Annotated in this window: 24 protein-coding genes and 1 pseudogene; 15 read left to right on the top strand and 10 right to left on the bottom strand. The window is 37.6% G+C overall.

Annotated elements, in window-relative coordinates; all coding sequences use genetic code 11:
• Positions 1 to 46 precede the first annotated feature (46 nt).
• The 8 genes and pseudogenes from splB to MLD65_RS09715 all read left to right on the top strand — a co-directional run bounded on the left by splB (position 47) and on the right by MLD65_RS09715 (position 9,811).
• Positions 47 to 1,075, top strand: coding sequence for a spore photoproduct lyase (gene splB, locus MLD65_RS09745; protein ID WP_243291674.1), 1,029 nt, complete (start codon positions 47 to 49; stop codon positions 1,073 to 1,075).
• A gap of 59 nt (positions 1,076 to 1,134) precedes the next feature.
• The gene (locus tag MLD65_RS09740) at positions 1,135 to 2,070 is read left to right on the top strand and encodes a ketopantoate reductase family protein (protein ID WP_243291673.1); all 936 of its coding nucleotides are present in this window, start codon (positions 1,135 to 1,137) and stop codon (positions 2,068 to 2,070) included.
• Between the two features lie 126 nt (positions 2,071 to 2,196).
• Positions 2,197 to 3,234 (top strand): annotated as a pseudogene (locus MLD65_RS18390) (cache domain-containing protein); the annotation flags it as partial.
• Positions 3,229 to 4,176, top strand: a complete 948-nt coding sequence (locus tag MLD65_RS18385; RefSeq protein ID WP_481748514.1) for a methyl-accepting chemotaxis protein — start codon at positions 3,229 to 3,231, stop codon at positions 4,174 to 4,176. The pseudogene MLD65_RS18390 and the gene MLD65_RS18385, both read left to right, overlap by 6 nt.
• Positions 4,177 to 4,292: 116 nt before the next feature.
• Positions 4,293 to 5,081: an SDR family oxidoreductase gene (locus tag MLD65_RS09730; RefSeq protein WP_243291671.1), complete on the top strand. Its 789-nt coding sequence runs from the start codon at positions 4,293 to 4,295 to the stop codon at positions 5,079 to 5,081.
• 167 nt (positions 5,082 to 5,248) lie between these two features.
• Positions 5,249 to 7,273, top strand: a complete 2,025-nt coding sequence (locus tag MLD65_RS09725) for a peptidoglycan D,D-transpeptidase FtsI family protein (protein WP_243291761.1) — start codon at positions 5,249 to 5,251, stop codon at positions 7,271 to 7,273.
• A 96-nt stretch (positions 7,274 to 7,369) separates the two neighbouring features.
• Positions 7,370 to 7,552 carry a hypothetical protein gene (locus MLD65_RS09720; protein ID WP_243291760.1) on the top strand — a complete coding sequence of 61 codons (183 nt, stop codon included), beginning with the start codon at positions 7,370 to 7,372 and terminating at the stop codon, positions 7,550 to 7,552.
• A 444-nt stretch (positions 7,553 to 7,996) separates the two neighbouring features.
• A complete protein-coding gene (locus tag MLD65_RS09715) occupies positions 7,997 to 9,811 on the top strand; it encodes a PAS domain S-box protein (RefSeq protein ID WP_243291670.1) in 1,815 nt (604 codons plus the stop codon).
• A 171-nt stretch (positions 9,812 to 9,982) separates the two neighbouring features.
• On the opposite strand, the gene MLD65_RS09710 is transcribed toward MLD65_RS09715, so the two are convergent.
• A complete protein-coding gene (locus tag MLD65_RS09710) occupies positions 9,983 to 11,131 on the bottom strand; it encodes an aminotransferase A (protein ID WP_243291669.1) in 1,149 nt (382 codons plus the stop codon).
• Between the two features lie 133 nt (positions 11,132 to 11,264).
• Here MLD65_RS09710 and corA point away from each other — a divergent pair, with 133 nt between their 5' ends.
• The 3 genes from corA to MLD65_RS09695 all read left to right on the top strand — a co-directional run bounded on the left by corA (position 11,265) and on the right by MLD65_RS09695 (position 13,161).
• Positions 11,265 to 12,230 (top strand): magnesium/cobalt transporter CorA, encoded by a 966-nt coding sequence (corA, locus tag MLD65_RS09705; protein ID WP_243291668.1) that lies wholly within the window; start codon positions 11,265 to 11,267, stop codon positions 12,228 to 12,230.
• Positions 12,231 to 12,301: 71 nt separating this feature from the next.
• Positions 12,302 to 12,493, top strand: coding sequence for a hypothetical protein (locus MLD65_RS09700; RefSeq protein ID WP_243291667.1), 192 nt, complete (start codon positions 12,302 to 12,304; stop codon positions 12,491 to 12,493).
• A 113-nt stretch (positions 12,494 to 12,606) separates the two neighbouring features.
• Entirely contained in the window at positions 12,607 to 13,161 is a 555-nt protein-coding gene (locus tag MLD65_RS09695) for a TIGR00725 family protein (protein ID WP_243291666.1), read from the top strand.
• 76 nt (positions 13,162 to 13,237) lie between these two features.
• On the opposite strand, the gene MLD65_RS09690 is transcribed toward MLD65_RS09695, so the two are convergent.
• The 4 genes from MLD65_RS09690 to MLD65_RS09675 all read right to left on the bottom strand — a co-directional run bounded on the left by MLD65_RS09690 (position 13,238) and on the right by MLD65_RS09675 (position 15,984).
• Complete coding sequence (locus tag MLD65_RS09690) at positions 13,238 to 13,645, bottom strand: transporter (RefSeq protein ID WP_243291665.1); 408 nt, start codon at positions 13,643 to 13,645, stop codon at positions 13,238 to 13,240.
• Positions 13,646 to 13,825: 180 nt separating this feature from the next.
• Positions 13,826 to 14,023 (bottom strand): hypothetical protein, encoded by a 198-nt coding sequence (locus tag MLD65_RS09685; RefSeq protein WP_243291664.1) that lies wholly within the window; start codon positions 14,021 to 14,023, stop codon positions 13,826 to 13,828.
• A gap of 188 nt (positions 14,024 to 14,211) precedes the next feature.
• A complete protein-coding gene (locus MLD65_RS09680; RefSeq protein ID WP_243291663.1) occupies positions 14,212 to 14,586 on the bottom strand; it encodes a hypothetical protein in 375 nt (124 codons plus the stop codon).
• 120 nt (positions 14,587 to 14,706) lie between these two features.
• Positions 14,707 to 15,984: an NCS2 family permease gene (locus tag MLD65_RS09675; protein WP_243291662.1), complete on the bottom strand. Its 1,278-nt coding sequence runs from the start codon at positions 15,982 to 15,984 to the stop codon at positions 14,707 to 14,709.
• Positions 15,985 to 16,316: 332 nt separating this feature from the next.
• On the opposite strand from MLD65_RS09675, the gene MLD65_RS09670 reads away from it, so the two are divergent.
• On the top strand, positions 16,317 to 17,225 hold the full coding sequence (locus MLD65_RS09670) for a chemotaxis protein (protein ID WP_243291661.1): 909 nt from the start codon (positions 16,317 to 16,319) through the stop codon (positions 17,223 to 17,225).
• Positions 17,226 to 17,322: 97 nt separating this feature from the next.
• On the opposite strand, the gene MLD65_RS09665 is transcribed toward MLD65_RS09670, so the two are convergent.
• The 3 genes from MLD65_RS09665 to MLD65_RS09655 all read right to left on the bottom strand — a co-directional run bounded on the left by MLD65_RS09665 (position 17,323) and on the right by MLD65_RS09655 (position 19,821).
• On the bottom strand, positions 17,323 to 17,796 hold the full coding sequence (locus MLD65_RS09665) for a YkyB family protein (RefSeq protein WP_243291660.1): 474 nt from the start codon (positions 17,794 to 17,796) through the stop codon (positions 17,323 to 17,325).
• A gap of 185 nt (positions 17,797 to 17,981) precedes the next feature.
• A complete protein-coding gene (locus MLD65_RS09660; protein ID WP_243291659.1) occupies positions 17,982 to 19,244 on the bottom strand; it encodes an MFS transporter in 1,263 nt (420 codons plus the stop codon).
• A gap of 82 nt (positions 19,245 to 19,326) precedes the next feature.
• Positions 19,327 to 19,821 carry a L,D-transpeptidase family protein gene (locus MLD65_RS09655; RefSeq protein WP_243291658.1) on the bottom strand — a complete coding sequence of 165 codons (495 nt, stop codon included), beginning with the start codon at positions 19,819 to 19,821 and terminating at the stop codon, positions 19,327 to 19,329.
• 129 nt (positions 19,822 to 19,950) lie between these two features.
• Between MLD65_RS09655 and MLD65_RS09650 the strand changes: the two genes are divergently transcribed.
• Both MLD65_RS09650 and MLD65_RS09645 read left to right on the top strand, forming a co-directional pair.
• A complete protein-coding gene (locus tag MLD65_RS09650; protein WP_243291759.1) occupies positions 19,951 to 21,465 on the top strand; it encodes a Ppx/GppA family phosphatase in 1,515 nt (504 codons plus the stop codon).
• Between the two features lie 198 nt (positions 21,466 to 21,663).
• Complete coding sequence (locus MLD65_RS09645; RefSeq protein ID WP_243291758.1) at positions 21,664 to 23,772, top strand: RNA degradosome polyphosphate kinase; 2,109 nt, start codon at positions 21,664 to 21,666, stop codon at positions 23,770 to 23,772.
• 209 nt (positions 23,773 to 23,981) lie between these two features.
• Here MLD65_RS09645 and MLD65_RS09640 read toward each other — a convergent pair whose 3' ends face one another.
• The gene (locus MLD65_RS09640; RefSeq protein WP_243291657.1) at positions 23,982 to 24,860 is read right to left on the bottom strand and encodes a metallophosphoesterase; all 879 of its coding nucleotides are present in this window, start codon (positions 24,858 to 24,860) and stop codon (positions 23,982 to 23,984) included.
• Positions 24,861 to 25,045: 185 nt separating this feature from the next.
• Between MLD65_RS09640 and fadH the strand changes: the two genes are divergently transcribed.
• On the top strand, positions 25,046 to 25,810 hold the full coding sequence (gene fadH, locus MLD65_RS09635) for a 2,4-dienoyl-CoA reductase (RefSeq protein ID WP_243291656.1): 765 nt from the start codon (positions 25,046 to 25,048) through the stop codon (positions 25,808 to 25,810).
• 95 nt (positions 25,811 to 25,905) lie between these two features.
• On the opposite strand, the gene MLD65_RS09630 is transcribed toward fadH, so the two are convergent.
• On the bottom strand, positions 25,906 to 26,086 hold a 181-nt coding region (locus MLD65_RS09630; RefSeq protein ID WP_243291655.1), incomplete at its 5' end, for a hypothetical protein.

Raw genomic sequence — 26,086 nt, 5'->3', positions numbered from 1 at the left:
ACCGTTCATATTAATAAGAAAGGATTTAATGAAGGAAGTGAACCGAATGGTTAAACCGTTTATGCCTCAATTAGTTTATTACGAGCCACGAGCTCTTGACTATCCTCTGACGGAACAATTACTTCAAACGTTTAAAAAACAAGGGATCGAAATTCGGCAAACGACATCCCATAACCAAGTTCGAAATATCCCCGGGGAAAATGAATTACAGAAATATCGTTATGCTAAGTCAACACTCGTGATTGGCGTACGACAAACATTAAAATTTGATACATCAAAACCTTCAGCTGAATATGCTATTCCGTTAGCAACTGGCTGTATGGGACATTGTCATTACTGTTATTTACAAACAACACTCGGTTCCAAGCCCTATATTCGTACATATGTTAACCTTGAAGAGATATTTGAGCGTGCTAAACAATATATTGACGAAAGAGCACCTGAAATTACACGATTTGAAGCTTCTTGTACATCGGATATTGTCGGGATCGATCACTTAACCCATTCGTTAAAAAAGGCGATTGAATTTATTGGTCAAACCGAATTTGGAAGGCTTCGTTTTGTGACAAAATTCCACCATATTGATCACTTGTTAGACGCAAAACATAATAAAAAAAGTCGCTTTCGTTTTAGTATTAATGCGGACTATGTAATTAAAAATTTTGAACATGGAACATCTCCCCTTCATAAACGTATTGAAGCGGCAAGTAAAGCGGCTAAAGCGGGCTATCCAATTGGCTTTATCGTAGCGCCAATTTACATCCATGACGGGTGGGAAGAGGGGTATCGAGACATGTTTGAAAGATTAGCAAAAAACGTACCGGAAGATGATCGTGACGATATCACATTTGAGCTTATTCAACACCGGTTTACAAAGCCAGCAAAACGAGTCATTGAAAAAAATTATCCAAAATCAAAGCTCGAAATGGATGAAGAAAAGCGCCGTTACAAATGGGGAAGATACGGAATTGGTAAATATATTTACGAAAAAGATGAGGAGGAAGTGTTAAAGGAAACGCTTCATCATTACATTGAGCAATACTTTCCTACAGCAAAGATTGAATATTTTACATGATTTTTTCTTCCTTATTTCTTATACTAGAGGGAAAAGAAGGAAGAAGGGGGAGCAAAAAAATGAATATTTTAGTCGTTGGTGCAGGTGGCGTCGGGGGATATTTCGGCGGGAGGTTAATGGAAAAGGGAGAGGATGTTACCTTTCTTGTTCGGTCAAATCGAAAGAAGCAATTAGAAGAAACAGGTCTTGTTGTTCGAAGTATCCATGGTGACTTTAAAATAAACCCAAAAACTTTGACAAATCGTTCTGCAAACGAGTGCTATGACCTCATTATATTAAGTACGAAAGCTTATCATCTTCAGGAAGCGATCGAGGATATGAAGCCGTTTGTCGGGAAAGATACGATTATCCTTCCTTTATTAAATGGGATGAAACATATCGATGTATTAAAGGATGTGTTTGGAGAAGAAAAAGTGCTTGGAGGGCTTTGCTTCATTGAAACGACATTAAATGAAAAGGGGGAAATTGTCCAAACAAGTCAAGATCATCATCTGAAATTTGGTGAATTAAATGGTGAGCACACTACCCGTATAGAAAAATTGGCCGAAGTATTTTCGAATACGAAAACAGAGATGAAGGCTAGTCGTAACATTTTAAAAGCGATGTGGCAAAAATATATGTTTATCTCGGCCTTTTCTGGTGTTACCACGTTGTTTCAAGCACCAATAGGTCCAATTCGCGAAACCGAATATGGTCTAGAATTAATCGAAGACGTCTTATATGAAATTGACGCGATCATGAAAAAAGTCGGAGCGCCTCTCGATAACCAAATCGTTGCAAAACAAATGAAGACGATTCAAAAAATGGAATATGACATGAAGTCATCGATGCAACGGGATATGGAGAAAAAGTCATTAGTCGAAGCAGATCATCTACAAGGATATTTATTAACTCTTGCAGAAAAACACGACTTGCATGCGCCCATTTTAAAAATGATTTACACAAACGTAAAATTGTATTTAAAAAATCATGAAATGAACCGATATAAACAATAGGACTTGAGTCATGTCCTATTGTTTTTTTGTATCGATAGTAGCTAAATTTTTGAACGCTTATGCTTTTATACAAACCTCATTCAATTTAGCCTTCAATCAGAAATACAAATTATAGGAGTTGAAAACATGTTTAAAAAGCTACAATGGAAAATCACCTCATTGATCGCTTTACTATTAATCATTTCATTATCAGCAGTATTTATCTTTACTACTTATTTTGATAGCAATAATTTAAAGAGAGAAGTACGAGAATCAGGAAAATCAGTTGTCGAACAAATTAAAACGAATGTTGAAATACATATTGAAGATTATAGCAATGATATCCACCTGTTTAGTAAAGACGAAGATTTGGTTGCACAAATAGCAAATCCTTCTGAAAAGCAATTAGAAAAAGTGCTAAACTCATATCAATCATTTCTAGAATTAAACCCTTTAGTGAAAGCGGTCCTTGTCGGGACGGAATCTAAAGTGACATATACAGAGCCAAATTTAAATTTACCTGATGATTTTGATCCAACTTCTCGCCCTTGGTATCAACTTGCACTTGAAAATAAAGAGGAAGTTGTATGGACAGAACCTTATGAAGATGCCGCATCTGGCGAATTACTCATTACGGGAGCGAAAGCAATTGAACATAATGGAAAAACGATAGGGGTTCTCGGTTTTGACGTTTCATTAGAAGCTGTTGATTCGATCGTTAATAACGTTCATGTAGGGCATAACGGATATGGTTATTTAATGGATAGTAATGGAATGGCGCTCTCGCATCCTACTTTAAAAGGAAAGGATTTATTCGAGCTAAGTTTCATGCAGCCACTAAAAGAAAGTGATAATGGTTTACTAGATTATGAATACGATCAAGATGAACGAATGATGGTTTATGATACGATAGATGGGGTTAATTGGAAGATTGGTGTCGTTTATCAATATAAGGAGCTAATGAAAACGGCTAATGCGCTAAAGCTCATGAACTTCGTCATTACTGTTGTAGCCGTTGTTTTTGCTGTGATTTGTAGTTATTTCGTGTCAAGGTCAATTGCTCGTCCTATTCTTACCCTTACAAACCAAGCGGAAAAAGTATCTCAAGGTGATTTAACAGCAATTGTTCACGTAAAATCGAAAGATGAAGTTGGGAAACTGAGTGAAAGCTTTAACAAAATGGTCGACAATATGCGTTTAATGCTAGAAAAAGTGAATAGTTCAATCATCCACTTAAGCGATTCCGCGGAACATTTAAGTGCCGTTTCAGAAGAAACAATGGCTTCAGGTCAACAAATTTCCGCAGCCATCGATGATATTGCGAAAGGTACGACGGAACAAGCTCATGACGTAGACAATATGAATGAACAAACAAAAAGTTTATCCATCAGTATCGAAAGTGTTCATGATGCCATTTATCAAGTCAAACAACTATCTAAAGAGTCAGAACAAGCTAGTTATGACGGGTTAGAAAAATTAAATAACTTACAATTGAAGTCAAACGAAGCAAATACCGAAGTTCAGACGGTTGAAAAGGCGTTAGACGGTTTAGCGGAAAAAATTCATCATATTGCGGATGTTATAACGACGATCTCGAACATTTCCGACCAAACGAATTTATTAGCGTTAAACGCGAGTATTGAGGCAGCGCGTGCAGGTGAAAGTGGGAAAGGATTTGCGGTCGTTGCATCGGAAGTAAGAAAATTAGCAGAACAATCAGCTGAAGCGACAGATAAAATTCGTGTTACGATTCAAGGCATTCAAGAAGAAGCGAAAAATGCGGTAAATACAATGAAGCGTTCAAGAGAATTAAACGATGAACAACATGCCCACGTTCAATTAACAGGAGAAGCGTTCCAACAAATTGCGATAAAAATGAATGAACTCATTACGTCGATACAAACCGTTACAGAAAACATGAACGATATTAACGAGAAAAAGGAACAAGTAGTCGAAGCGATTCAAAGTATTTCTGCTATTTCCCAGCAATCAGCTGCCGCTGTTGAAGAAGTAAGTGCTTCAACAAATGAACAAACAATAGCATTCGAATCCGTTGCACAATCGGCAGAGGGCTTAAATGAATCAAGCAAGGAATTACAAAAAATAGTTCGTCATTTTATTATTTAATGCTTTTAAGACGTTGGACTCTTGTAAAAGAGTTCAGCGTTTTTTTAAGTAAACAAGTTCTACTTTTCTATCAATATATGGTAAACTATGAACAAAAAGTTAAGGACGTGATATTAATGGATTTAGGAATTAATGGATTAAACGCTCTCGTTATCGCTTCAAGTCAAGGGTTAGGAAAGGCGATAGCAAAAAAGCTCGTAGAAGAAGGCGCAAATGTTATGCTCGTTTCTCGTAATGAAGAAAAATTAAAACAAACCGCGAATCAATTAGAAGCATTACAAAAAGGAAACGTACATTACATAACGGCGGATATAACTTCAAAAGAAGATATCAAGCTAGTTGTCAAAGAAACCGCAAGTCGATTTGGGAGCATCGATATGCTCCTGAACAATGCTGGTGGACCAAAAGCGGGTACGTTTGAAGAGATGACGGATGAAGATTGGCAAAGCGCGTTTGAGTTAAACGTATTAAGCTATATTCGTATCATTCGGGAAGCGCTACCGTATTTAAAACAATCAAATGGCCGAATTGTCAATATTGCCTCATCCAGTGTCAAAGAACCGATCCCAGGTCTTATCTTATCCAACACATTTCGTACAGCTATTGTCGGTTTAACGAAAACGTTAGCGATGGAATTTGCCTCACATCAAATTTTAATTAATACAGTGGCACCTGGAAGAATTGCTACGGATCGCGTTGCACAGCTTGACGAAATCAATGCGAACAAACAAGGTCTAACGAAAGAAGAGATCGAAGAACGAATGAAGTCCATCATTCCGTTAGGTCGATATGGGCAACCAGAGGAATTTGCGAACTACGCTGTATTTTTACTATCCAAACTAAATACTTACGTGACGGGTCAAACATTACTCGTCGATGGCGGTATTGTCAAATCCATTTCATAAAAAAGCATTTTTTTCTTTTCAACTTTCTGTCATAAACATGACAAATAGGTTACAATCAAGAGTGTAGATTCTCTTTACCGAAAGAGATTGTTTAGAAAGGACGAATCGATGTGAGTTCAGAAAGTAGACAACAACCGACAGAGAAAAAACGGCAGAAAAAAGCAAGAATGATCAGAATGAATGTATTCTTTTTTGTCATCTTTCTATTATTCGTTGCGCTAATCATTCGTCTTGGGGTTGTTCAAATTGTTCAAGGTGAGGAATACTCAAAGGAAGTCAATCGAACAGAGGTTGATATCGCGAAGTATCCTGCACCGCGGGGGAAAATGTACGATAGTCATCACCGGGTAATCGTTGATAATACAAACGTACCAGCGATCACGTATACGGTGGAAAATACGACAAAAGCAGAAGATAAACTGGAAACAGCCGAAAAGCTCTCGAAGTTAATCACAATCAAAACAGACTTTTTAAAAGAGCGGGATATTCGCGATTATTGGCTCGCCAAATACCCGAAGAAGGCAGAGAAATTATTATCGAAAGAAGAAAAGAAATTAAAGCCAAAGGAAACGTATAAGCTTCAAGTAGAACGAGTGCCGGAAGACGAAATTGAAAAAATTACAAAGAATCCAGACGAGCTTCAACTCGTCGCGTTTTATACTAAATTTTCATCAGGCTATGCGTACGAACCACAATTAGTGGCAAAGAATTTGAAACGTGAAGAAGTGTCCAAAGTAGCAGAACGACTGGAATACTTGCCTGGAATTGATGTCATAATGGATTGGGAACGACACTATCCGTATGGCGATGAGTTGTTTCGAACGATTTTAGGTGGCATCTCGAATGAAAAAGAAGGGATTCCGCAAGAAAGAGAATCTTTTTACAGGGCTCGAAGTTATGCGCGAAATGACCGAGTTGGAAAAAGTTATCTTGAACTGCAATACGAAGATTACTTAAATCCGAGAAAAGCGAAGCTTGAATATATATCCAATAAAGATGGAGAAACGATTTCGCAAGAGCTCGTCGACGATGGAAGAAGGGGCTATGACTTACGTTTATCCATCGATATGGAATTGCAAAAAAGAGTTGATGAGATTGTCAAAAAACGCCTCCTTGAAGCGAAAAGACATCCAGGAAACTATTTACTTGACAGAGCGTTTGTCGTCATCATGGATCCTTACAATGGGGATGTTCTTTCCATGGTCGGAAAAATGTACTCAGAAGGAAAAGTTTTGAACTTTGACTATGGAGCGTTTGCGACCCAATATGAAATGGGATCTACAGTCAAGGGAGCAACGGTTCTTGCAGGCTATCAATTTGGAATCTCTCATGGTTATTACGTTTACGATACACCTGTTAGATTGAAGGGTACGAAACCAAAAGGATCTTATAGACCTCTAGGTTCAGTCAATGATATAACGGCTCTGCAAAAGAGTTCAAACGTCTATATGTTCCATATTGCGATGAAAATAGCTGGGATGAACTACTATCCAGGGATGTCGTTTCCTGCAACGCTAGAGGATTTTATGACGATTCGAAATTATTTTGCCCAATTCGGACTTGGGGTTCCTACAGGGATAGATTTACCGGTAGAATCAAAAGGACAGCAAACAACGCCAACTAATATGGGGAAACTGTTAGACTTAGTGATCGGACAGTACGATACGTATACACCGCTGCAATTGGCTCAATACATGTCAACGATTGCGAACGGTGGTTATCGCATCCAGCCCCGTCTTGTCACGTCGATTCACGAGCCTTCAGGCGATGGTGAAATTGGACCGGTTGCACAAGAACGTCAAACAACGATATTAAATCGAATCAATAATACACCGGAAGACATAAAACGTGTTCAACAAGGCTTTAAGCTCGTAACAGGTCCGGGTGGAACTGCAAATGGTGCGTTCAATCACGATGTCGCGGGCAAAACCGGAACGGCTGAATCCGGTTATTATGGAGCAAATCGAAGTTATTGGGGCCGAGATGTGTACAATTTAACGTTTGCTGGTTACTATCCTTCGAATAACCCTGAAATCGCTTTTAGTGTTGTAGTCCCATGGACCCGCACGAGTCGAGGAGAAAACATCAATACAGCCATTGCCAACGATATTGTCAATGCCTACGTTGATTTACAAAAAGAATACGATGCAAAAGGAACAGCCCCGAAAAAAGATACAATAGCTGAACAATAAAAAGCGATCTCGACACGAGGTCGCTTTTTTTCTCCAACTATTCATGGATAGTTTTTAGCAAATCGTACACGATATGAATGAAAAGGAGTTGAGATGATGGCAAAACGAACGAAAAAAAATGATCCAGAGCAAAAGAATAAAAAAGGCTATGATTCAAGTAAAATTGATTCAGAATTTAGCCATGAATTTGGCAGTCACGAAGCGAATGAAAAGCATAAAGAACACGCGAAAAAAGAAAAAGCTCCGAAAAATGATGGACAATGGAAGGGGATGCATTAAAACTTTAGGGGGAAATACTCCAAAAAAGACCGAAAGAATGCCGTGAAATCAACATTCTTTCGGTCTGTCTATTAAGATTTCGGAGTGTAAATACTAAACCGAAAACTTGAAAAAGAGACTCGATTAAATGGTACATTTTACAAAGAGTTCGATTTTTAAAAGGAATTTGAATACAACATGTCGAAATAAATAAAAATTAATCACATCCACTATCCAGTGGGAGATGAAAAAAACCCCACTGAATGCAATTTCACTTTATTATAGTAGAATAGTTGTAGGGGGGACACGTAAGCGTACACATCTTTAAAAGAATACAAGAAAAATCATGATTAAATTGTAGAATTTAACAAAATTCGATTGATATAGTTGTAGATAGAGCACAACTCGAATACAATAGAAATAAGGGGATGTATTTTTGAGCTTTTTGTAAAAGGGGGGGTTCTTTTGTCGAACCATGTACGCGATAAACAGAAATTTGATACGGTTGAATTGTATTCTGTACTATCTTCGAATGGGCGCTTGCGGTACATCTCTTCAAATTGCTTAGATTGTTTAGGATATGCACAAGAGGAGTTAATCGGAAGAGATGTTCGCGAATACATACATAAGGATGATATTTATCTATTAGAATCGTTTTTTTACAATGATCATCATTTATCTCCTTGCTCTTTTCGCTTCCGTCATAAAAAAGGTGTATACATATGGATGGAGGCAACGGTTGATTTTATCCATAATCGCTTAAAAGAAAATGAGCGAGAAGTTGTAATTAAACTAAAAATGTTAGATTCCTATATATCCTCTCAACCAACGAAAGGGAAAAATCCAACTATACAAGATACATCAATCTCCGATCTGAAAGTCCTTGAAGATGCATATATCCTGATAGAAAAATTGCCTAGCCCGCTGTTTATTTCGGTTGATGGAGTGATTCAATATGTCAATACATCTTTATTAGGGCTACTAGGTGCTCACTCAAAGGAAGAAGTTGTTGGGAAGTCCATTTATGACCTTATTCTCGCTCCATACCATGAAGTTGTACGGAAGCGCATTCAACTGCTCCATCAAGATAAACAAGTAGGGATGATTGAACAAGTGTGGCGAAGAACGGATGGAAGATTCATAGATGTCGAGTGTCGTCCTTCGTTAATTGAGTATAAAGGTAAGAAAGCTGAACTCGTCGCTATCCATGACGTTTCATCGCGAAAGAGGGTTCAAAATAAACTGCAAAAAAGCAGAGAGAGATATCAACGACTTATTCAAAACTCCATTGATACGATTGCAGTTATTCATAAAGATAAATGGGTATTTATGAATGAATCAGGACTCAAATTATTTGGCGTCGGTGATTATTCAGCAATCATTGGCAAGAATATCTATTCTTTTCTTGAGCGAGAGCATCATGTGCATATGAGAAAAGCACTTGCTGAAATTATTGAAGGAAAAAAGGATACGGTCTTAATGAATCAAAGCTGGAATCGTCATGCAGAAAAAGGAGCAGTTTTTACAGAAATCGTTTGTTTACCGACAACTTATTTTGGAGAACCAGCAGTACAAGTGATTATACGTGATTTAACGGAACGTAAGCATACGGAAGAATTGATGCTGCAATCAGAAAAATTAACGATAGCTGGACAACTTGCTGCAGGAATCGCTCATGAAATTCGAAATCCATTAACCGCTATTAAAGGTTTTTTACAATTAATGCAAGCTGAAAAAGACGAAAATGACCAATATTTTGATATTATTTTTTCTGAGTTAAATCGTATTGAGCTGATTTTAAGTGAGCTTTTATTACTGGCGAAGCCGCAACAAGCGATCATGAAAAAAGTAAATATGAATCATGTTTTAACGGAAGTGATGACATTATTAGAAACAGAAGCCAATTTAAATAACGTAATGATTGAGAAATCACTTTGTGAAGATTGTGGTGACATTTATTGTGATCCAAATCAACTCAAGCAAGTATTTATTAACTTAATTAAAAATTCAATTGAAGCAATGCCAAATGGAGGGAGTGTCTCCATTATCACATATACAGAACATGATCAATTTGTCATTCATGTAAAGGATACAGGTACGGGAATTCCCGAAGACATTTTACAAAAGATTGGTCAACCTTTTGTCACAACAAAAGAAAGTGGAAATGGTTTAGGACTTATGATGACGTTTAAAATGGTGGAAAACCATCATGGTACAATAAACGTTCGCAGTAAAGAGGGAGAAGGAACGACCTTTACAATTAAACTTCCTTATTCTTAAAGCGTATACTATAGAAAGCCGTTCAGTTGATTTTCACCATGCACTCATACCTATTATACACATCCGCTTAATCCCACTCTTTACGAGCAGAAGTCCCCCACCTCTTATGATTTTGAAAAAATGCAAATAAGATGGGTGGGGGAAAAGGTTCGATCAACTTCATTAAAACGTCTACGTTGTTAAATAACGTTCCATTCGACGAAAAGCTTCTTCTAATTGCTCCATCGAGTATGCATACGATATACGAATAAACCCTTCCCCGTATGGAGAAAAAGCACTTCCCGGAACAACTGCTACCCCTGCCCCTTGAACAAGCTCAAGAGCAAAGTCGAAAGACGATTGCTGTCTCGAGGTTGGAATGGATGGGAATAAGTAAAAGGACCCATCGGGTTTCACGACGTCAAACCCTAATTGACAAAGGCGCATATAAGCATATTCCAACCTTTGTTCATATTCAGCTTTCATCATGATGGAATCATTCATTCCGACCGTTAACGCTTCATATGCGGCTTTTTGTGAAATAGAAGATGCACAAGATACATTATATTGATGTACTTTTAAAATGTGTTTTGTGATTTCTTTTGGAGCAAATAAAAAGCCAATTCTCCATCCCGTCATACTGTGGGACTTCGATAGCCCATTAATGACAATCGTTTGCTCTCGTAAAAAGGAGGCAATGGAAACATGTTTTTGCGAAAACAAAAGCTCACTATAAATTTCATCTGAAAGGATGAAGATGTCTTTTCCTCTCACAAGCTCTGCAATGTCTTTTAACTCTGTTTCTGTTAGCGATACGCCAGTAGGGTTAGACGGATACGGTAAGACAATACATTTTGTTTGTTCAGTTATATGTTTTTCAATTAGATCTGCCGTCAATTTAAATTCGTTTTGAGTCGTGTCAATATGTACGGGAGTGGCTCCACATAATCGAATGATTGGCTCGTAGCCAGGGTAAACTGGGCCGGGGAGAAGAACGTCATCGCCTGGTTCTATGATTGTTCTTAGTACAATATCAATTGCTTGACTAGCTCCATTTGTTACGATCACCTCTTCTTTTGCGTCATACGTCAATGAATATTTCTTCTCGACAAATTGACAAGCTGCCTCACGTAATTCAAAGAAGCCTGCATTGTGCGTGTAGGATGTGAAATTATCATCAATGGCTTTTTTCGCTGCTTCCTTTACATGAGAAGGTGTTGGGAAATCCGGCTGACCAATTGTTAATGAAATGACATTGTCATATTGCTGAATAAGATTAAAAAATTTACGGATTCCTGAAATTGACAAATCTTTTACACGTTGGTTAATGAGATGTTCCATTTCGCTATCACCTTCCATCATAAATTTTTCATTGCTCCTATTTTATCATTCTTTTCCCGTCAATGCCGATATTTTCTTATGAAATAGCCATATTAAAGGAAGACAGCAATTTAGAAAGAAAGGGTCGAGCCGGATGATTCGAACGTTAGCCATACTTGATAATGGTTCGATACAATATGATGACAATTTAACAGATTTGAAGAGGAACAACGTTTTATGGTATTGGGTAGATTTTCAAAACCCAACTGTCGAAGAAACGAAAGTACTCGGTCGCTTTTTTCAATTTCATCCACTGTCCATTGAAGACTGTTTAGAGTTTGTACAAAGACCGAAGTTAGACTTTTATGATACATATATGTTTACTGTTTTACATGCGATCCATCAAAAATCGTTACAAGCAGAAGAAGTAGACATGTTTGTAAGTACGAAATATATTGTGACCTTTCATAAAAAAGGAATACGCGACATCAATAATATTTGGCATCTTGTCAAAAAAGATGAACGTCTCAGACAAGGCCCCATTCAAATTATGCATAAAATTACAGATAAAATTGTCGATGATTATTTTCCACCCGTTTATCGATTAGAAGATTTACTTAATGAGATTGAAGAGAATACGAAAGATCAATCGATTGATGACTTAATGAAGCAGTTATTCGAAATTCGCTCGGATTTGAACAAATTAAGAAGGACGATTATTCCGATGAGAGATTTACTATACCGAATGATAACATCCGAAAGAGTGAATCAAATGAATGAGGAGCTTTACTTCCACGACATTTATGATCATTTGATAAAGCTCGTTGAGATGATTGAAGCGAATCGAGAATTAACGGCAGATATTCGTGACAGTTACCTTTCGTTTACATCCAATCGAATGAATACAATTATGATAACGCTAACGGTTATGTCCTCCATTTTTATGCCATTAACGTTCATTGTCGGGATTTACGGAATGAATTTTCGAAATATGCCCGAGCTACAAATGGAAAATGGATATTTTATTGTTTTAGGCATAATGGCCTTTATTGTGGTCGGAATGGTCTTTTTTTTCTATCGAATGGGTTGGTTTCGATTTAATAAAGGACCAAAATTATAAGAAAAGACCGACATAGCGAAAATATCACCTCCGAAAGTTATAGTAAAGATTACTCATGTGAGGTGAGAAGCATGGTGTATGATGAGACAGTTTTAACAGATGAAGAAAAACGTATCGTAAGTCGATTAAAGGATGAAATGTTACAAGCGTTGTCGGTTCAACATATGAGATTTTACAAGCAAGAGATTGAGCGATTAATTGAACAAGCCGAAAGAAGGAGTAAACGGATGGCGTCGTTACAAAACAGAATGGAGGCTATGTAAACACCTACTGTCGTAAGTAGGTGTTTTTTTCATGTAATCGAAAAAAATAAGAAAATTTACAGTAAGTTCATCGTAAACTTGTATAATAAATATAAAAAAACGGGGGAAGAGAGATGAAAAGAATAGCTGTTATTGGACAGTCTGGTCACATTCCAGCTGAAGTGTGTTCATTGGCTGAAGAGGTTGGAGCAGAAATCGGGAAACAAGGGGCCGTCCTGTTATCTGGTGGGGGAAGTGGTGTGATGGAAGCAGCTTCAAAAGGAGCGAAGGAAGCGGGAGGACTAGTCATTGGAATTTTAGCTGGAGACGAGACGAACGTCGCCAATGATTATATCGATATTCCCATTACAACTGGTTTGCATGTCGATTATCGAGGTTTAGTCTTAGTTCACTCAGCCGATGCGCTCATTATGATTCGCGGTGGAAATGGAACTTTAGGGGAATTATCAGCCGCCTATACGAATAAAAAGCCTGTCATCGTCATCGAAACGTCTGGAGGCTGGGCGACAAAGGTGAAAGAGGTCGCTTTTGAAGGTTGCTTTTTAGATGAACGGAAAACAGTTGAGCTTCAGTACGCTAACACGGCCAAAACAGCTGTACAAATGGCTTTTGCTGCAATTACCCAACCGTTAGATGAATGCCGGAATACGGGGGAGATAGGAGATTAAGCTACGTGATCATTTTAAAAGGACCGCTACGTGCAGTCCTTTCATTGAATGCTAAAATTTAGGCTTCTACATTTTCTTAATAATAACAAGAATAGGATCGAATTCGCTGTAAGTCAATTCCGTAATATACCCAACGATTTTGTCTTCTTCTCCAGCGCCAACCAGCTACAGATGTTCTGCCTACAAAGGTTGGATAAAACCAAAAGCTTCGTCCATTATTTAGACGAATATACGTGTAACGATATAAACATCCGCGAATTCCGCCAGGGTCTACCGCATAAAGTGAAGGACCTTGCGCTTCCTGCGGAGTAAACGCTGGTGGAGGTCCAGGTGGTGGACCACCTTGTTGACCTTGGCCTAGACCGTCTCCACTACTAGGTGGGCCAAACGGAGGTGTCTGCCCTCCACCAAAGGGAGGGAATGGGAGCCCGCCTTGACCAAACGGAAAAGGAAAAATTTGAAACTGTCGATTGTATGGATACATGTGCAATCTCCTTTCATCAAAATCCAGTTCACTAACACTGTATGATAAATATTTCGTTAGGTGTATGGCCGATGTAAAACGATGAAACGTATTCATGGAGAATTGTTCGTATGAGGACAAAAGAAGGGGTTGATCATAGTATAAAAAAAGCACCAGCTTAAGCTAGTGCTTTTTCAACGATTAATAGCCGAAATCCCAATTGATGTCTTCAACATATTGTACATGAAGAACGTTGTGTAATAAAAAAGGTTTTTCATTCATCGTGATAACGACCGAATGGTTTTCCTTGGTTTGTTTTAAGTTGTCATATACTTCACGGTCAACATTTTCAATGGCCGTTACTTCTTGATCTTGATGGAAAAACATTAAGGTACCCACTTCTTTTGACACCCTTCTATTAAAGATTATTTTTAACACCTTTAGAATTTTATCACGTTACATAAAAAAATCTAGGGGGAAAATTTAACCTTCAATAAATAGTCACAATACAAGTGGCCTGAACTTTGTTCGCTTGTAAATATTGTTTCTAAACAAAAAAACTAGGTAAAAGTTACCTAGCAAAAGGATTAACGTATCAATTTCTCAATTTGTTTCGTATGAATATCGATGCTGTACCATTCATGGGGAACGTCTTGATTTTCGTTTAAGGAGTATACGCGTAAAATGTATTTCCCCTTTTCCTTATGGTCGTATTGGACGACGGTATCTTCTTCATTGACTCTAAGGTAGGAAGATAATAAATTTTCTGCTTCACGAATCTGAAGTTCGTCATCCGTAAATGTTACTTCTCTTCTCGACTCCAATAAGAGTTCATCTGGCGATTGGTCTTTATCTGCATTTGTATGTTCAAGTCCTTTTGTTTCTTCTAGTGTATTTACATCTGCTTGATTTTGACATCCGATGAGCAGGCTAAAAGCGATAGGAACGAGCCAAGTTTTCAATTCAAGCACCCCCAACCGTATTTATCATTATCGTTTGATGGATAGAGGGGGAATATACGACTTACGCTACTGGTAATAAAAGGATAAAACAAAACCTCCCACAAGATGTGGGAGGTAAACTTACGTATGGAAAATGAAATTGACAAGAAATAAAAAGGCAATCACATACAATGGAATCGCAATTTCATTTCTGCGTTTCATAAATAGTTTAATGATTGGATACGCAATAAACCCGAAGGCCATTCCATCAACAATACTATATGTGAGTGGAATAAGTACAATAATTAAGAAGGCTGGAAAACTTTCCGTAAAATCTTTCAAATTAATATGCTGAATGCTTTGCACCATTAAAGCACCAATTAAAATTAAAATCGGTGCAATCGCACTATTTGGAATCAATTTAATAAATGGTAAGAAGAATAAGGAAACAAAAAATAATACTCCTGTCGTAACAGATGTTAATCCTGTTCTTCCTCCAGCCGCAATTCCAGCCGCGGTTTCGGCAGTCGCAACGGTTGGGCTCGTTCCAAATAGCCCACAAGTAGCAGCGGAAATTGCATTTGCTTGTAGTGCCGGGCGGTAACTTTCTTGTTGATGGATCATTTCTACATGACCGTTTATAAGCCCAATGTTCTCAAATACAATGACCATCGTTAACGAAAAAGTAGCCGTCCAAAAGACAATATCTCCTATGCGATCAAATGTAAAGGCAGCAAACACATTGGCGTATTCATCAAATGATAACGTTCCGCTAACATTCGTCCAATCGATTAAACCGAAAGCAGTTGCAATGGTAGCTCCAAATAACATACTAAAAAGAAAGTTTCCTGGTACACCGCGAGCAAATAAGACAACTGTAACGAGTAGTGTTACCATCGTTGAGATGACATGAGGATCCGTTAAATCCCCTAATGCAACAAATGTTTCTTCATTTGCTACGACAAGCCCACCTTTTTGTAAACCGATAAACGTAAGGAATATACCGATTCCAACTGTGATCGCATGTTTTAACGAGTCCGGTATCGCATTTGAAATAATGGCAGCAAGCTTTGTAAAGGCAATAATCATAAAAAGAATACCTGATATGAAAACAACGGCTAAACCTTCTTGCCAAGTGAGGCCCATAGATTGGCAAATGGTAAACGTAAATAAAGCATTAACCCCCATCCCAGGTACAATAATGATCGGTGTGTTAGACATAAATCCGACCAACAAACAACCAACAACAGAACTAAACACTGTTGCCAAAATGCCTGCCTCAATAGGGATGCCAGCGTCTGATAAAATAGATGCGTTTACAACAACGATGTACACAACGGTAAAGAATGCGACTAAACCGGCCAGCAGCTCTTTTCGTACATTTGTCCCGCGCTCAGTTAGTTTAAATAACTTATTCACTTTTCGTCCTTCCTTATAATGTAACCCTCGACCCAACCCGTTAAATCAGCAAACACTGATTCACATATAGCATTATAACAAGTCTGACGTCTTATTTCATTAAAAAAATGCAAAAATAGAACGGATGTTTTCATGTTTTTCTATGCCCCTCGTTCCATGTTGCTTAAGATTCGTAGTTATTTTCTCCTTACCATAGCATTTTCATTGATAGTAACAAAGAGGAAATGTTTAACATATGACAATGATTCCATCGGAAAGTCTGCCCAAACTATTAAAGGACTTATGAAATTGCCGATATATAAGTTGAGAATGGTTACGGAAGGAAGAAGATAATGGAACAAAGAGATATCTTGCTTGAGACAGGTACGAACGAGCTTGAGATTGTGGAGTTTACCGTCGGTGAAAATAAATTTGGAATCAATGTTATGAAAGTGAAAGAAATTATTCAACCCCTCCCGGTCACCCCCGTTCCACATGCCCATCGTTATGTGGAAGGTATTATTGAGCTTCGTGGTGAAGTTTTGCCGGTTGTGAACGTAGCTCGAGCACTTGATTTACATCCAAATGAAATTCAGGAAAAAGATAAACTGATTGTAACGGAATTTAATAAAATGAAGGTTGTGTTCCGTGTGCATTCGGTTACACAAATTCATCGTGTATCATGGACGCAAATTGAAAAACCGCAAGACATGTATCAAGGGATGGAGACACAAATTACCGGTGTTGTGAAATTAAATGGTGATATGATCTTACTCCTTGATTTTGAACGCATTGTCCTTGACATTCATCCTGAATCCGCTATTGGGAAGGATAAAATACGCAAACATACACAATGTGACAGATCTAGTAAGAAAATTATCGTTGCGGAAGATTCGCCGCTCCTTCGTCAATTAATAGAGGAAACATTAACAGAAGCTGGCTACACGAATATTGACTTTTATGAGAACGGAAAAGATGTTGTTACGTATTTAGAATTATTGAAAGAAGAAGGAAAAGATCTTTACGAAACGGTAGATTTACTCATTACTGACATTGAAATGCCACAAATGGATGGGTTGCACTTAACGAAAAGAATAAAAGAAACACCAGAATGGGAAGCACTCCCAATTATCATTTTCTCCTCTTTAATAACGGAAGATTTACGCCATAAAGGTCAAAAAGTTGGTGTTGATGCCCAAATAAGCAAACCGGAAATTCATCTCCTTGTTCAAAAAATGGACGAACTATTAGAGGATAAATAGGAAGTAATGACACCCCTATATCTAAAAATAAAGACCGAAAGAATGTAGATTTTACAGCATTCTTTCGGTCTTAGTTTTGGCATATAACCTTTATATGTTAAAAATAGCTTTCCCCTAAACGTTTAAAAACGGGTTTTTGGTGAGGTGTCCTTTTTTGATTCTTACCTCGATGCTCTGCATTCTCCTTTTTTATCCCTACATATTGTTGTAAGGTGACCTTCGCTTTTGATAACGGTAAATTTGTTTTTGGGTTTCGATATGAATTGTTTAAGGAACCTAAATGCGGGAGGTTTTGGAAGTCTTCTTTAGAAGGGGGCATGTGAAAATAATATTGTCCCGCAGAGACGAGTACATCAGACTGCTGTTGACTATATTTTGGGTTGTTTGAAAAGTGCAATCCTACTTTTTTCGCTCTACCTTCTGACAATAGTTTTTGTAAAGACTTTTTCTTTAAGAAATAAAGAGTTTTCGGATTAGGTGCTGTTTTGGCATGTCGATTTACGACATAAATGGCTCGCGCAATTTCATTTGTAAAGGTTACGTCTGTCATACTTCGGTAACTGTCATCCATAATAATTCTCCTTTGTTTAATATATGTAAAAAAAGTATCTTACCTAAATTATACTTTTATGAATAGAAAATGCAACCAATATTACTTGTTTTCAATGATAGGAAGTAAATATAAAGAACAGCAAATCAAAAAGAGGTCATCCATGATTTGATGAACCTCTTCTTCGTTTTTACGGTATTGAAATATTATGCATGAAGCTGTTTGTCATCTTCCATTTGTGATGAATCCTCTTTCTTTGGCAAAAATTTTGCGTAGAATAGGAAGATCCCTAATAGGATCACAGCCATCCCATAATAAATAAAGTCAACGCTTGGAACAAATTTCGGGAAAAGAACGGCGATAACGGCTAATGTTAACGACTGAGCGAACATCATTACAGGGTCAATCCAGCCGCTGACACGGCCCATAAATTTTGGATCAACAATTTTGGGCATCCAACCGCCAATGACGATATTAACAGGTCCAATACATATTCCGATCAAAGAAGAGAGTGTTAAGTAAAACCATACATTATCCGTAACACCTAGTAAGAGAATGAAAATGCTCGTCATCAAGATCGGGATGATAAACAAATAATAAGGTTTGCACTTTTTTGCAAGATATGCCGAAAATAAGCTGCCAACAAATAAGCCTGCTCCTAGGAATATAGCAAAAAGCGCGGCGAATGTTTCATATTGGAATGGCGCTAACTCAAACTTCATCGTAAACATTGGTAAAATGGCGAAGCTACCTTGGAAAAAACCGAAAACGAAAAAGCCGAAAATAATAAGTGACAAAAGCCGATTTTTCAATATATACTTCAGACCAACTTTAAAATCATTGAAAGTGGAATGAAAGTGGAAATTTTTAAACGTAGGCAGTCCATTCGGTAATCGAACAGCCCTTGGGATTTTACATGCACGAATAAAAAGGGCCGATACGATAAAACTCACACAATCCACGACTATTGCTCCGTGTATGCCAATCCATTTATACGTAAGTGCCCCAAGTCCGACACCAAAAACCATAAAAAGACTAAATAAAATTTGATTTAATCCTGCGGCTGTTGCATATTGATCCTTCCGCAAAATTCCTTGAACTAAACTTGATTCAGCTGGGAAGAAAAATTTTGTGACAGCGCTACGTAAAAATAATATTAGAAATATGAGTGGAAGTGATTCGGTAAAAAGAGTAAAAAATAATAAAATGGTTAAGCATGCACGAATCCAATCACACCATTCCGCCACCTTTTTTCGATCAAGTCTATCTGCGACAACGCCGACAATAAAAAAGACAAAAATCGTTGGTAACGAATACATCAGCTCGGCAAGCGTAGCGTAATAAGGTTGATCGCTGAAATGATCTAATAAATAGAAGGCAAATGCCATATTTCCGATGGTAGAACCCATTTGCGACATGAATGCAGCTAAAAATAGTTTGACAAAATTACGATTGTTGAAGATATCCATGCTTCCGCTCCTATCGTAATGTATGCTTGTTTAAACGTCTGTCTTTCGATTCTTCTTAACTATATCATAACTAGTCGAACTGCTAAAGATGAATTGAAACTTCCGTCCCATTCGGAACGAGGGAGGCTAATTCTAAAACGTCTTCGTTATACATTCGAATACATCCTTTGGATACTGCTTGCCCGATGGAAGCAGGATTGTTCGTGCCATGGATTCCGTAGTGTAATTTTGATAAGCTCAACCACATTGCACCAAATGGTCCTCCTGGGTTTGGCTCTCGATTGACAATGACAAAAGAACCGATTGGCGTTTCCGATAAAATGGCTCCTACTGCAATCGGAAATGTCTTATAGAGGGAGTTGTTTTTGTATAATCTTAGCCTTCTTTCCTGAATGGAGACATCGATCTTGTATGGGATCGTTTGCGGATCTGGCAAATTTGGAATGATAATCGGTTGACCGGGATAAATCACATTTGGATTGATGAGTTGATTTGCTTGAATTAAGGACAAAAGGGGAATTCTGTAGTTAAGGGCAATTTCTGATAAAGTTTCTCCACTATTTACGAGATGAATCATTCGTTTACCACCTTTCATAACGGACATTTTTTATGAACAATCGTATGCTATAATAAACTATATTCTTTTAGTTAGGGTGTTGAGACGTTGAAAAATAAATATGGAATTATTGATATCGGCTCGAACACTATGCGTTTAGTGATCTATGTTCAAGATAAAAGCGGCCGATTAAAAGAAATCGAAAATGTAAAAGCAGTTGCTCGCTTGCGAAATTACTTAGCGAATAATGGAGAGTTAAGTGATGAAGGAATTCATGTTCTTGTGAATACATTAAAAGCGTTTCAAGAAGTGACTCGCTTTCATAATTTAACGAATATTCGCTCTGTTGCGACAGCTACGATTCGACAAGCGAACAATCAAAACAAAATTTTGACGGAAGTTGCGACAAATACCGATTTTAGGGTACGTGTTTTATCTGAGTATGAAGAAGCGTACTACGGTTTTTTAGCCGTTGTGAATTCCACTTCCTTTCAAGAAGGGATTACCATTGATATTGGGGGAGGAAGTAGTGAAGTTACGTATTTCAAAAATCGGCGCTTACAAGAATTTCATAGTTTCCCGTTTGGTGCTTTATCCTTGAAAAAACAGTTTGTAAAAGGAAATATGCCAACACGTTTAGAACTTAAAGCAGTAAAAGAGTTTTTACAAAAAGAAATGTCTAAACTACCATGGTTAAAAGGGAAAAAGCTTCCGATTATTGCCATCGGTGGCAGCGCCCGAAATGTCGTGCAAATAGACCAAGCATTAAAAAAATATCCGCTCGCAAAATTACACCAATATGAATTAAATAAAGAAGATATTATGGATGTGAAAAACTATTTAACCTCGCTTCCATTTGAAAAATTACAGCGTGTGGAAGGATTATCAAAAGATAGAGCGGACATTATTATTCCAACGACAGAAGTGTTTCTTGAATTATGTAACGTTGTAGAAACATCTTCGTTCCTCTTAAGTCGAAAGGGCTTGCGTGATGGCGTGCTTTACGAAGAAATTTTGCAGCAATTTGGATTAACAGCTTTTCCGAATGTCATTGAAGAAAGCTTCCAAGAATTAGCTGTAGAATATGAAATCGACATTCCCTTTACGTGTCAAGTAACGAATCTTCTCATGCTGCTAGCTAAACAATTAATGGAAGCTAACGTTGTACAATTAACGAAAACAGATCTTCAAATATTACGCAATGGTTCCTTCGTTTATAATTTAGGTCACTATGTCGATTCTGAATCAAGTAGTCAACATACGTTTTATTTGCTTTCAAACCGAACGATTGACGGGTTACGCCATAAAGAACAGCTCGCACTTGCCTTAATCGCTTCCTTTAAAAACCATTCAGCGTTCAAACAATATATTGAGCCGTTTATGGATTGGTTTTCGAAAGAAGAGCAAAGAAAATTACGATTAATGGGTGCTTTAATCAAGTTTACTTACAGTTTAAATGCAACGAAACGAAATATTGTACAAGATTTATTCGTTGCACATAAAGATAATGAAACGGTTGGAATCAATGTGTATTGTAACCAAAATTGGCAACCGGAAAAATACGAAGCTGAAAAACAAAAGAAGCATTTAGAAAAAACACTCAAACAAAAAATCGAACTGAATTTCAAATCGATCGAAGAGAAAGTAGTTGAATTTGTGAAATAAAAATATATTAAAATAAAGCATTCCTCTACTTTTTAAATAGTAGATATACAGCCATTTTGGTATAATTTGATAGAAAGGGATTTTACGTTAAATTTATACAAATTTAACATGAAATTTACAAATGAATGAAATGTAAATGTTAAGATGGAAATTGAACGAATTGATGCCAATTTTGGATGAAGGGTGAATGCGATGACGATGACAAAAAAGAAGAAGAAAACAAAATTAAGAAATCCAATGTATTACAACAATCGCGAATTAAGCTGGCTGGCATTCAATGAACGGGTTTTAGAAGAGTCAGAAGATAAGCGAAACCCGCTTTTAGAACGAATGAAATTTTTAGCGATTTTCAGCTCAAACCTTGATGAATTCTTTATGGTACGAGTAGCGGGATTGAAAGATCAAGTGAAAGCGGGTTTTAACAAGCCTGAAAATAAAGCAGGACTTACTCCGAAAGAACAACTTTCCAAAATCGCGTATAAAAATCATCAACTTGTAGAACGTCAATATAACATTTATAAAAAATCGATACTACCTAAGCTGAAGGAAGAGAACGTAACATTTACAACGATAGATGACTTACATAAGGAACAATTGGACAAGTTGGAACGCTATTTTGATGAACATATTTTCCCTGTATTAACGCCGATGGCTGTCGATGCTTACCGTCCTTTTCCGATGCTGTTAAACAAAAGCTTAAATTTAGCGATTTTGTTAGAAGATGAATATGAATCAGGGGATGATCGATTTAAAACGGCTATTGTACAAGTCCCGTCTGTTTTAAATCGGTTTATTGAATTAGAAGGGGATGAAACGAGTCGAACGTTTATGATGTTAGAGGACGTCATCAGCCATTTTATTTCAAAGTTATTCTTAGGATACAAAGTTGTTTCCGTTACGCAATTTCGAATTACGAGAAATGCAGATTTGACCATTCATGAAGAAGGTGCCCGGGATTTATTAAAAGAAATCGAAAAAGAATTGAAAAAGCGTAAGTGGGGAGCGGCCGTTCGTTTAGAAGTAAAAAAGTACGGAAGCGATCGACGAATTTTAAATTATTTGCTTCATGAGTTAGAAATTCATGAAAAAGATGTATACGAAATTGATGGTCCATTAGATTTAACTTTCTTATTTGGCTTTTACAAAAAGCTGGAACGAACACATGAACATTTAGTATATGAAACGTTGATTCCCCAACCACCAAAGGATATAGGTTCCTCAGATGATCTATTTGAAATCGCTTCCGATCGGGATATTTTGCTTCACCATCCTTATGAATCGTTTGAACCGGTCGTTGATTTTGTCTCAGATGCGGCGTATGATCCGGATGTACTGGCCATTAAACAAACTCTTTATCGTGTGAGTGGGGATTCACCAATCATTGAAGCATTAAAACGTGCTGCGGAAAACGGAAAACAAGTAACCGTATTAGTTGAATTAAAAGCACGCTTTGATGAGGAAAATAATGTCCAGTGGGCGAAGGAGTTAGAAAAAGCAGGCTGCCATGTCATTTATGGAATGACGTATTTAAAAACGCATAGTAAAATTACACTCGTCGTTCGCAGACGGAATGGTCGGATTGATCGATTTGTTCATCTCGGTACTGGAAACTATAATGATCAAACGGCAAAATTGTATACCGATATGGGGTTAATTACTTCTAAGCGTAAGTTTGGCATTGATGCAACAAACTTTTTTAATTATTTAAGTGGCTTTACAGAAAAGCCGACTTTCCATCATCTTTCTGTTGCCCCTTTTGATATTCGCAGCGAGTTTATCAAGTTAATTGAAAAAGAGATCGAGTTTCATAAACAGTATGGGAATGGTCGGATCATCGCAAAGATGAATTCGTTAACGGATAAACCGATCATTATGAAGCTATATGAAGCATCGTGTGCAGGTGTGAAAATTGATTTAATTGTTCGGGGGATTTGCTGTCTTCGCCCTGGTATAAAAGACGTAAGTGAAAATATTACCGTTAGAAGCATTGTCGGTCGTTTCCTGGAGCATACGCGTATTTACTTTTTCCATCATAATGGGGAAGAAAAAATTTACTTATCATCAGCCGATTTAATGACACGAAATATGGAAAAACGTGTAGAAATCATGTTCCCAATCTATGAAGGGGAATTAAAGAAACGATTAAATAAAACACTTGCGGCTCTACTAGCCGATAACGTAAAGGCGCGCGAACAAGATGAATTCGGTCAGTATCACTATGTAACGCGACAGCCTGATGAACCTGAATTTGATGCTCAGCTTGTTTTATTTAATATGGCCTATCGCGTGTTAGAGGATGAAGAGTAATAAAAAGACTATTTGCGGTATTCCGTAAATAGTCTTTTATTGTTTCAAAAAAGTCTATAAAGCGTTAAAGTACAATGGACGGAGTTGTTCATGCCTAGCTCCAGCGCCTGCCCCTCGAGGTCAAATTACGTTCATCCAATAAAGGAAGAAAGTACCTTTTCGTCGTAAGAATATTTTTGCCTGTGACTAGCATGGTGCTTGCGGTTTTCTTATAAGTTTTCCGTTTCTTCATTGGATATAAGCGTGAATACTGTAATCTCAGGAACTGACAAAAAGCGAAACGGGAGCCGTGTTGTTCCGAGTCCTCTGTTCACGTATAACGTTGTCGAGCCAACTTCATAAAAGCCTTCATGATAATCATTAGAAAAGGGGGGAGTGTATAAAGGACCGATAAAAGGTAGTTTAATTTGCCCGCCATGAGAGTGGCCTGATAATTGGAGGTGAACAGGATAATGTTTTGTCCGGTTTGCTGCATCAGGCTCATGGGCTAGTAAAATGGTATACGTATTTTCAGCCATCTTATGAAACGTCTTATCCCAATCTGGTTTGCCAAGCATTAAATCATCGAGACCTGCCATGTAGATGAAGCTTCCATCTTCAAGTTGAATCTTTTTCGATTTGTTTTGTAGCAATTCGAAGTTTGAGCGCTCCATAATATTTTTATAAATATCCGTTCCATAGCCTCCGTGATCGTGATTGCCGTATATCGCATATTTTCCTAGTGGTGCAGATAAGTCTTGTAAGACGGGAACAATATCATTTAAACGATTGTACCTATTCGGTTCATCAATTAAATCCCCAGTGAAGACAATGACATCGGGATTGAACGAATTGATCGTATTAACGACTCGCTCTAATTGTTCAATTTTAAAGTAATCACTTAAATGGGTATCACTAAATTGAACGATCGTTTTCTGATGGAATGATTTCGGTATGAAACGGTGTTTAATTTGTTTTTTTGTTACGCTGAGCCGCTTCGGTTCAATAAACCGTATATAACTGTATCCTCCGAATGATATACCAACTCCAGCTAAAAGTGCTGCGCTCAGCCGTTTTAAAAATTGACGGCGAGATAATGTACCTTTCATAAATAAATCAACCATTCTATTAAATTCGTTGTTCTCCTATTATAGCACGTTTCCATTCTGCAAATTATTTTAAAAAAGAAGTGAGAAAATACTGAAAAATATGTTAAAATATGAATGAGTATTCATTCAATTGTTATTGGTAGTGTCAAATGTTCTATAAAAACTCAATTAAGGGGGATGGAGAAATGAAAGGGAAAGTGATTATCGTTACTGGTGGATCAAGCGGGATGGGAAAAGCGATGGCCGCGCGGTTTGCCAATGATGGAAACTATGTCGTCATAACGGGAAGAAATGAAGAAAGGTTAATGGAGGCAAAAGAAGAAATTGAAACGTTTGCAGGGCAAGTGCTTCCATTTCAAATGGATGTAAGAGAGCCTGAGATGGCAAATCAAATGGTGAAAGCAACAAACGAAAAATTCGGAAAGATTGATGCACTCATTAACAATGCAGCAGGAAACTTTATTTGTCCTGCGGAAAAATTATCTGCAAATGGTTGGAATGCAGTAATTGACATCGTCCTCAATGGTACTTTTTACTGCAGTTCTGCTGTTGGGAACGATTGGATTTCAAAAGGTGAAAAAGGACAGATTATAAATATGGTCGCTACATACGCATGGAACGCAGGAGCAGGTGTTATTCATTCGGCTGCGGCTAAAGCAGGCGTTCTTTCTCTAACACGAACATTAGCTGTTGAATGGGGGAGAAAATATGGCATTCGCTCTAATGCCATTGCACCAGGACCAATTGAACGAACAGGGGGAGCCGAAAAGCTATTTCTTTCAGAGGAAGCGGCAAAACGCACGTTAAATAGTGTTCCGTTACAACGTCTTGGTACCCCTGAGGAAATTGCAGGAGTTGCTGCATTTTTACTTTCAGATGAAGCTGCTTATATAAATGGAGAATGTATTACAATGGATGGCGGCCAATGGTTAAATCAATTCCCATTTTAACGAAAAATTATATAAATACCTGAATTATTCACAGCTAAAAAGTGATAATGAAAATCCAGTACCCTAATTTGGCTTAATCGCCTTCTCGACATAAATTATAGCCAGCTAACCAAAATGACTTCATTCCCAATGGTTATTTCCTGTATTTGGGCATACTTCCCCCTTGACTGAAAAAATCGACTTTTTTCAGTTGGGAACAGCATTCTTTCGGTCATTCTAATTGAAGCTTTTGAATTCGATTTAGTACGTCCCAAAAGAATTGTTGGTACACAAAAC

Origin of the sequence: Bacillus sp. FJAT-47783 (assembly GCF_022808615.1) — a bacterium.
GTDB lineage: Bacteria > Bacillota > Bacilli > Bacillales > Aeribacillaceae > Bacillus_BZ.
Note: the sequence above shows the minus strand (reverse complement) of the source record. Positions and strands in the feature narration are given on the sequence as shown.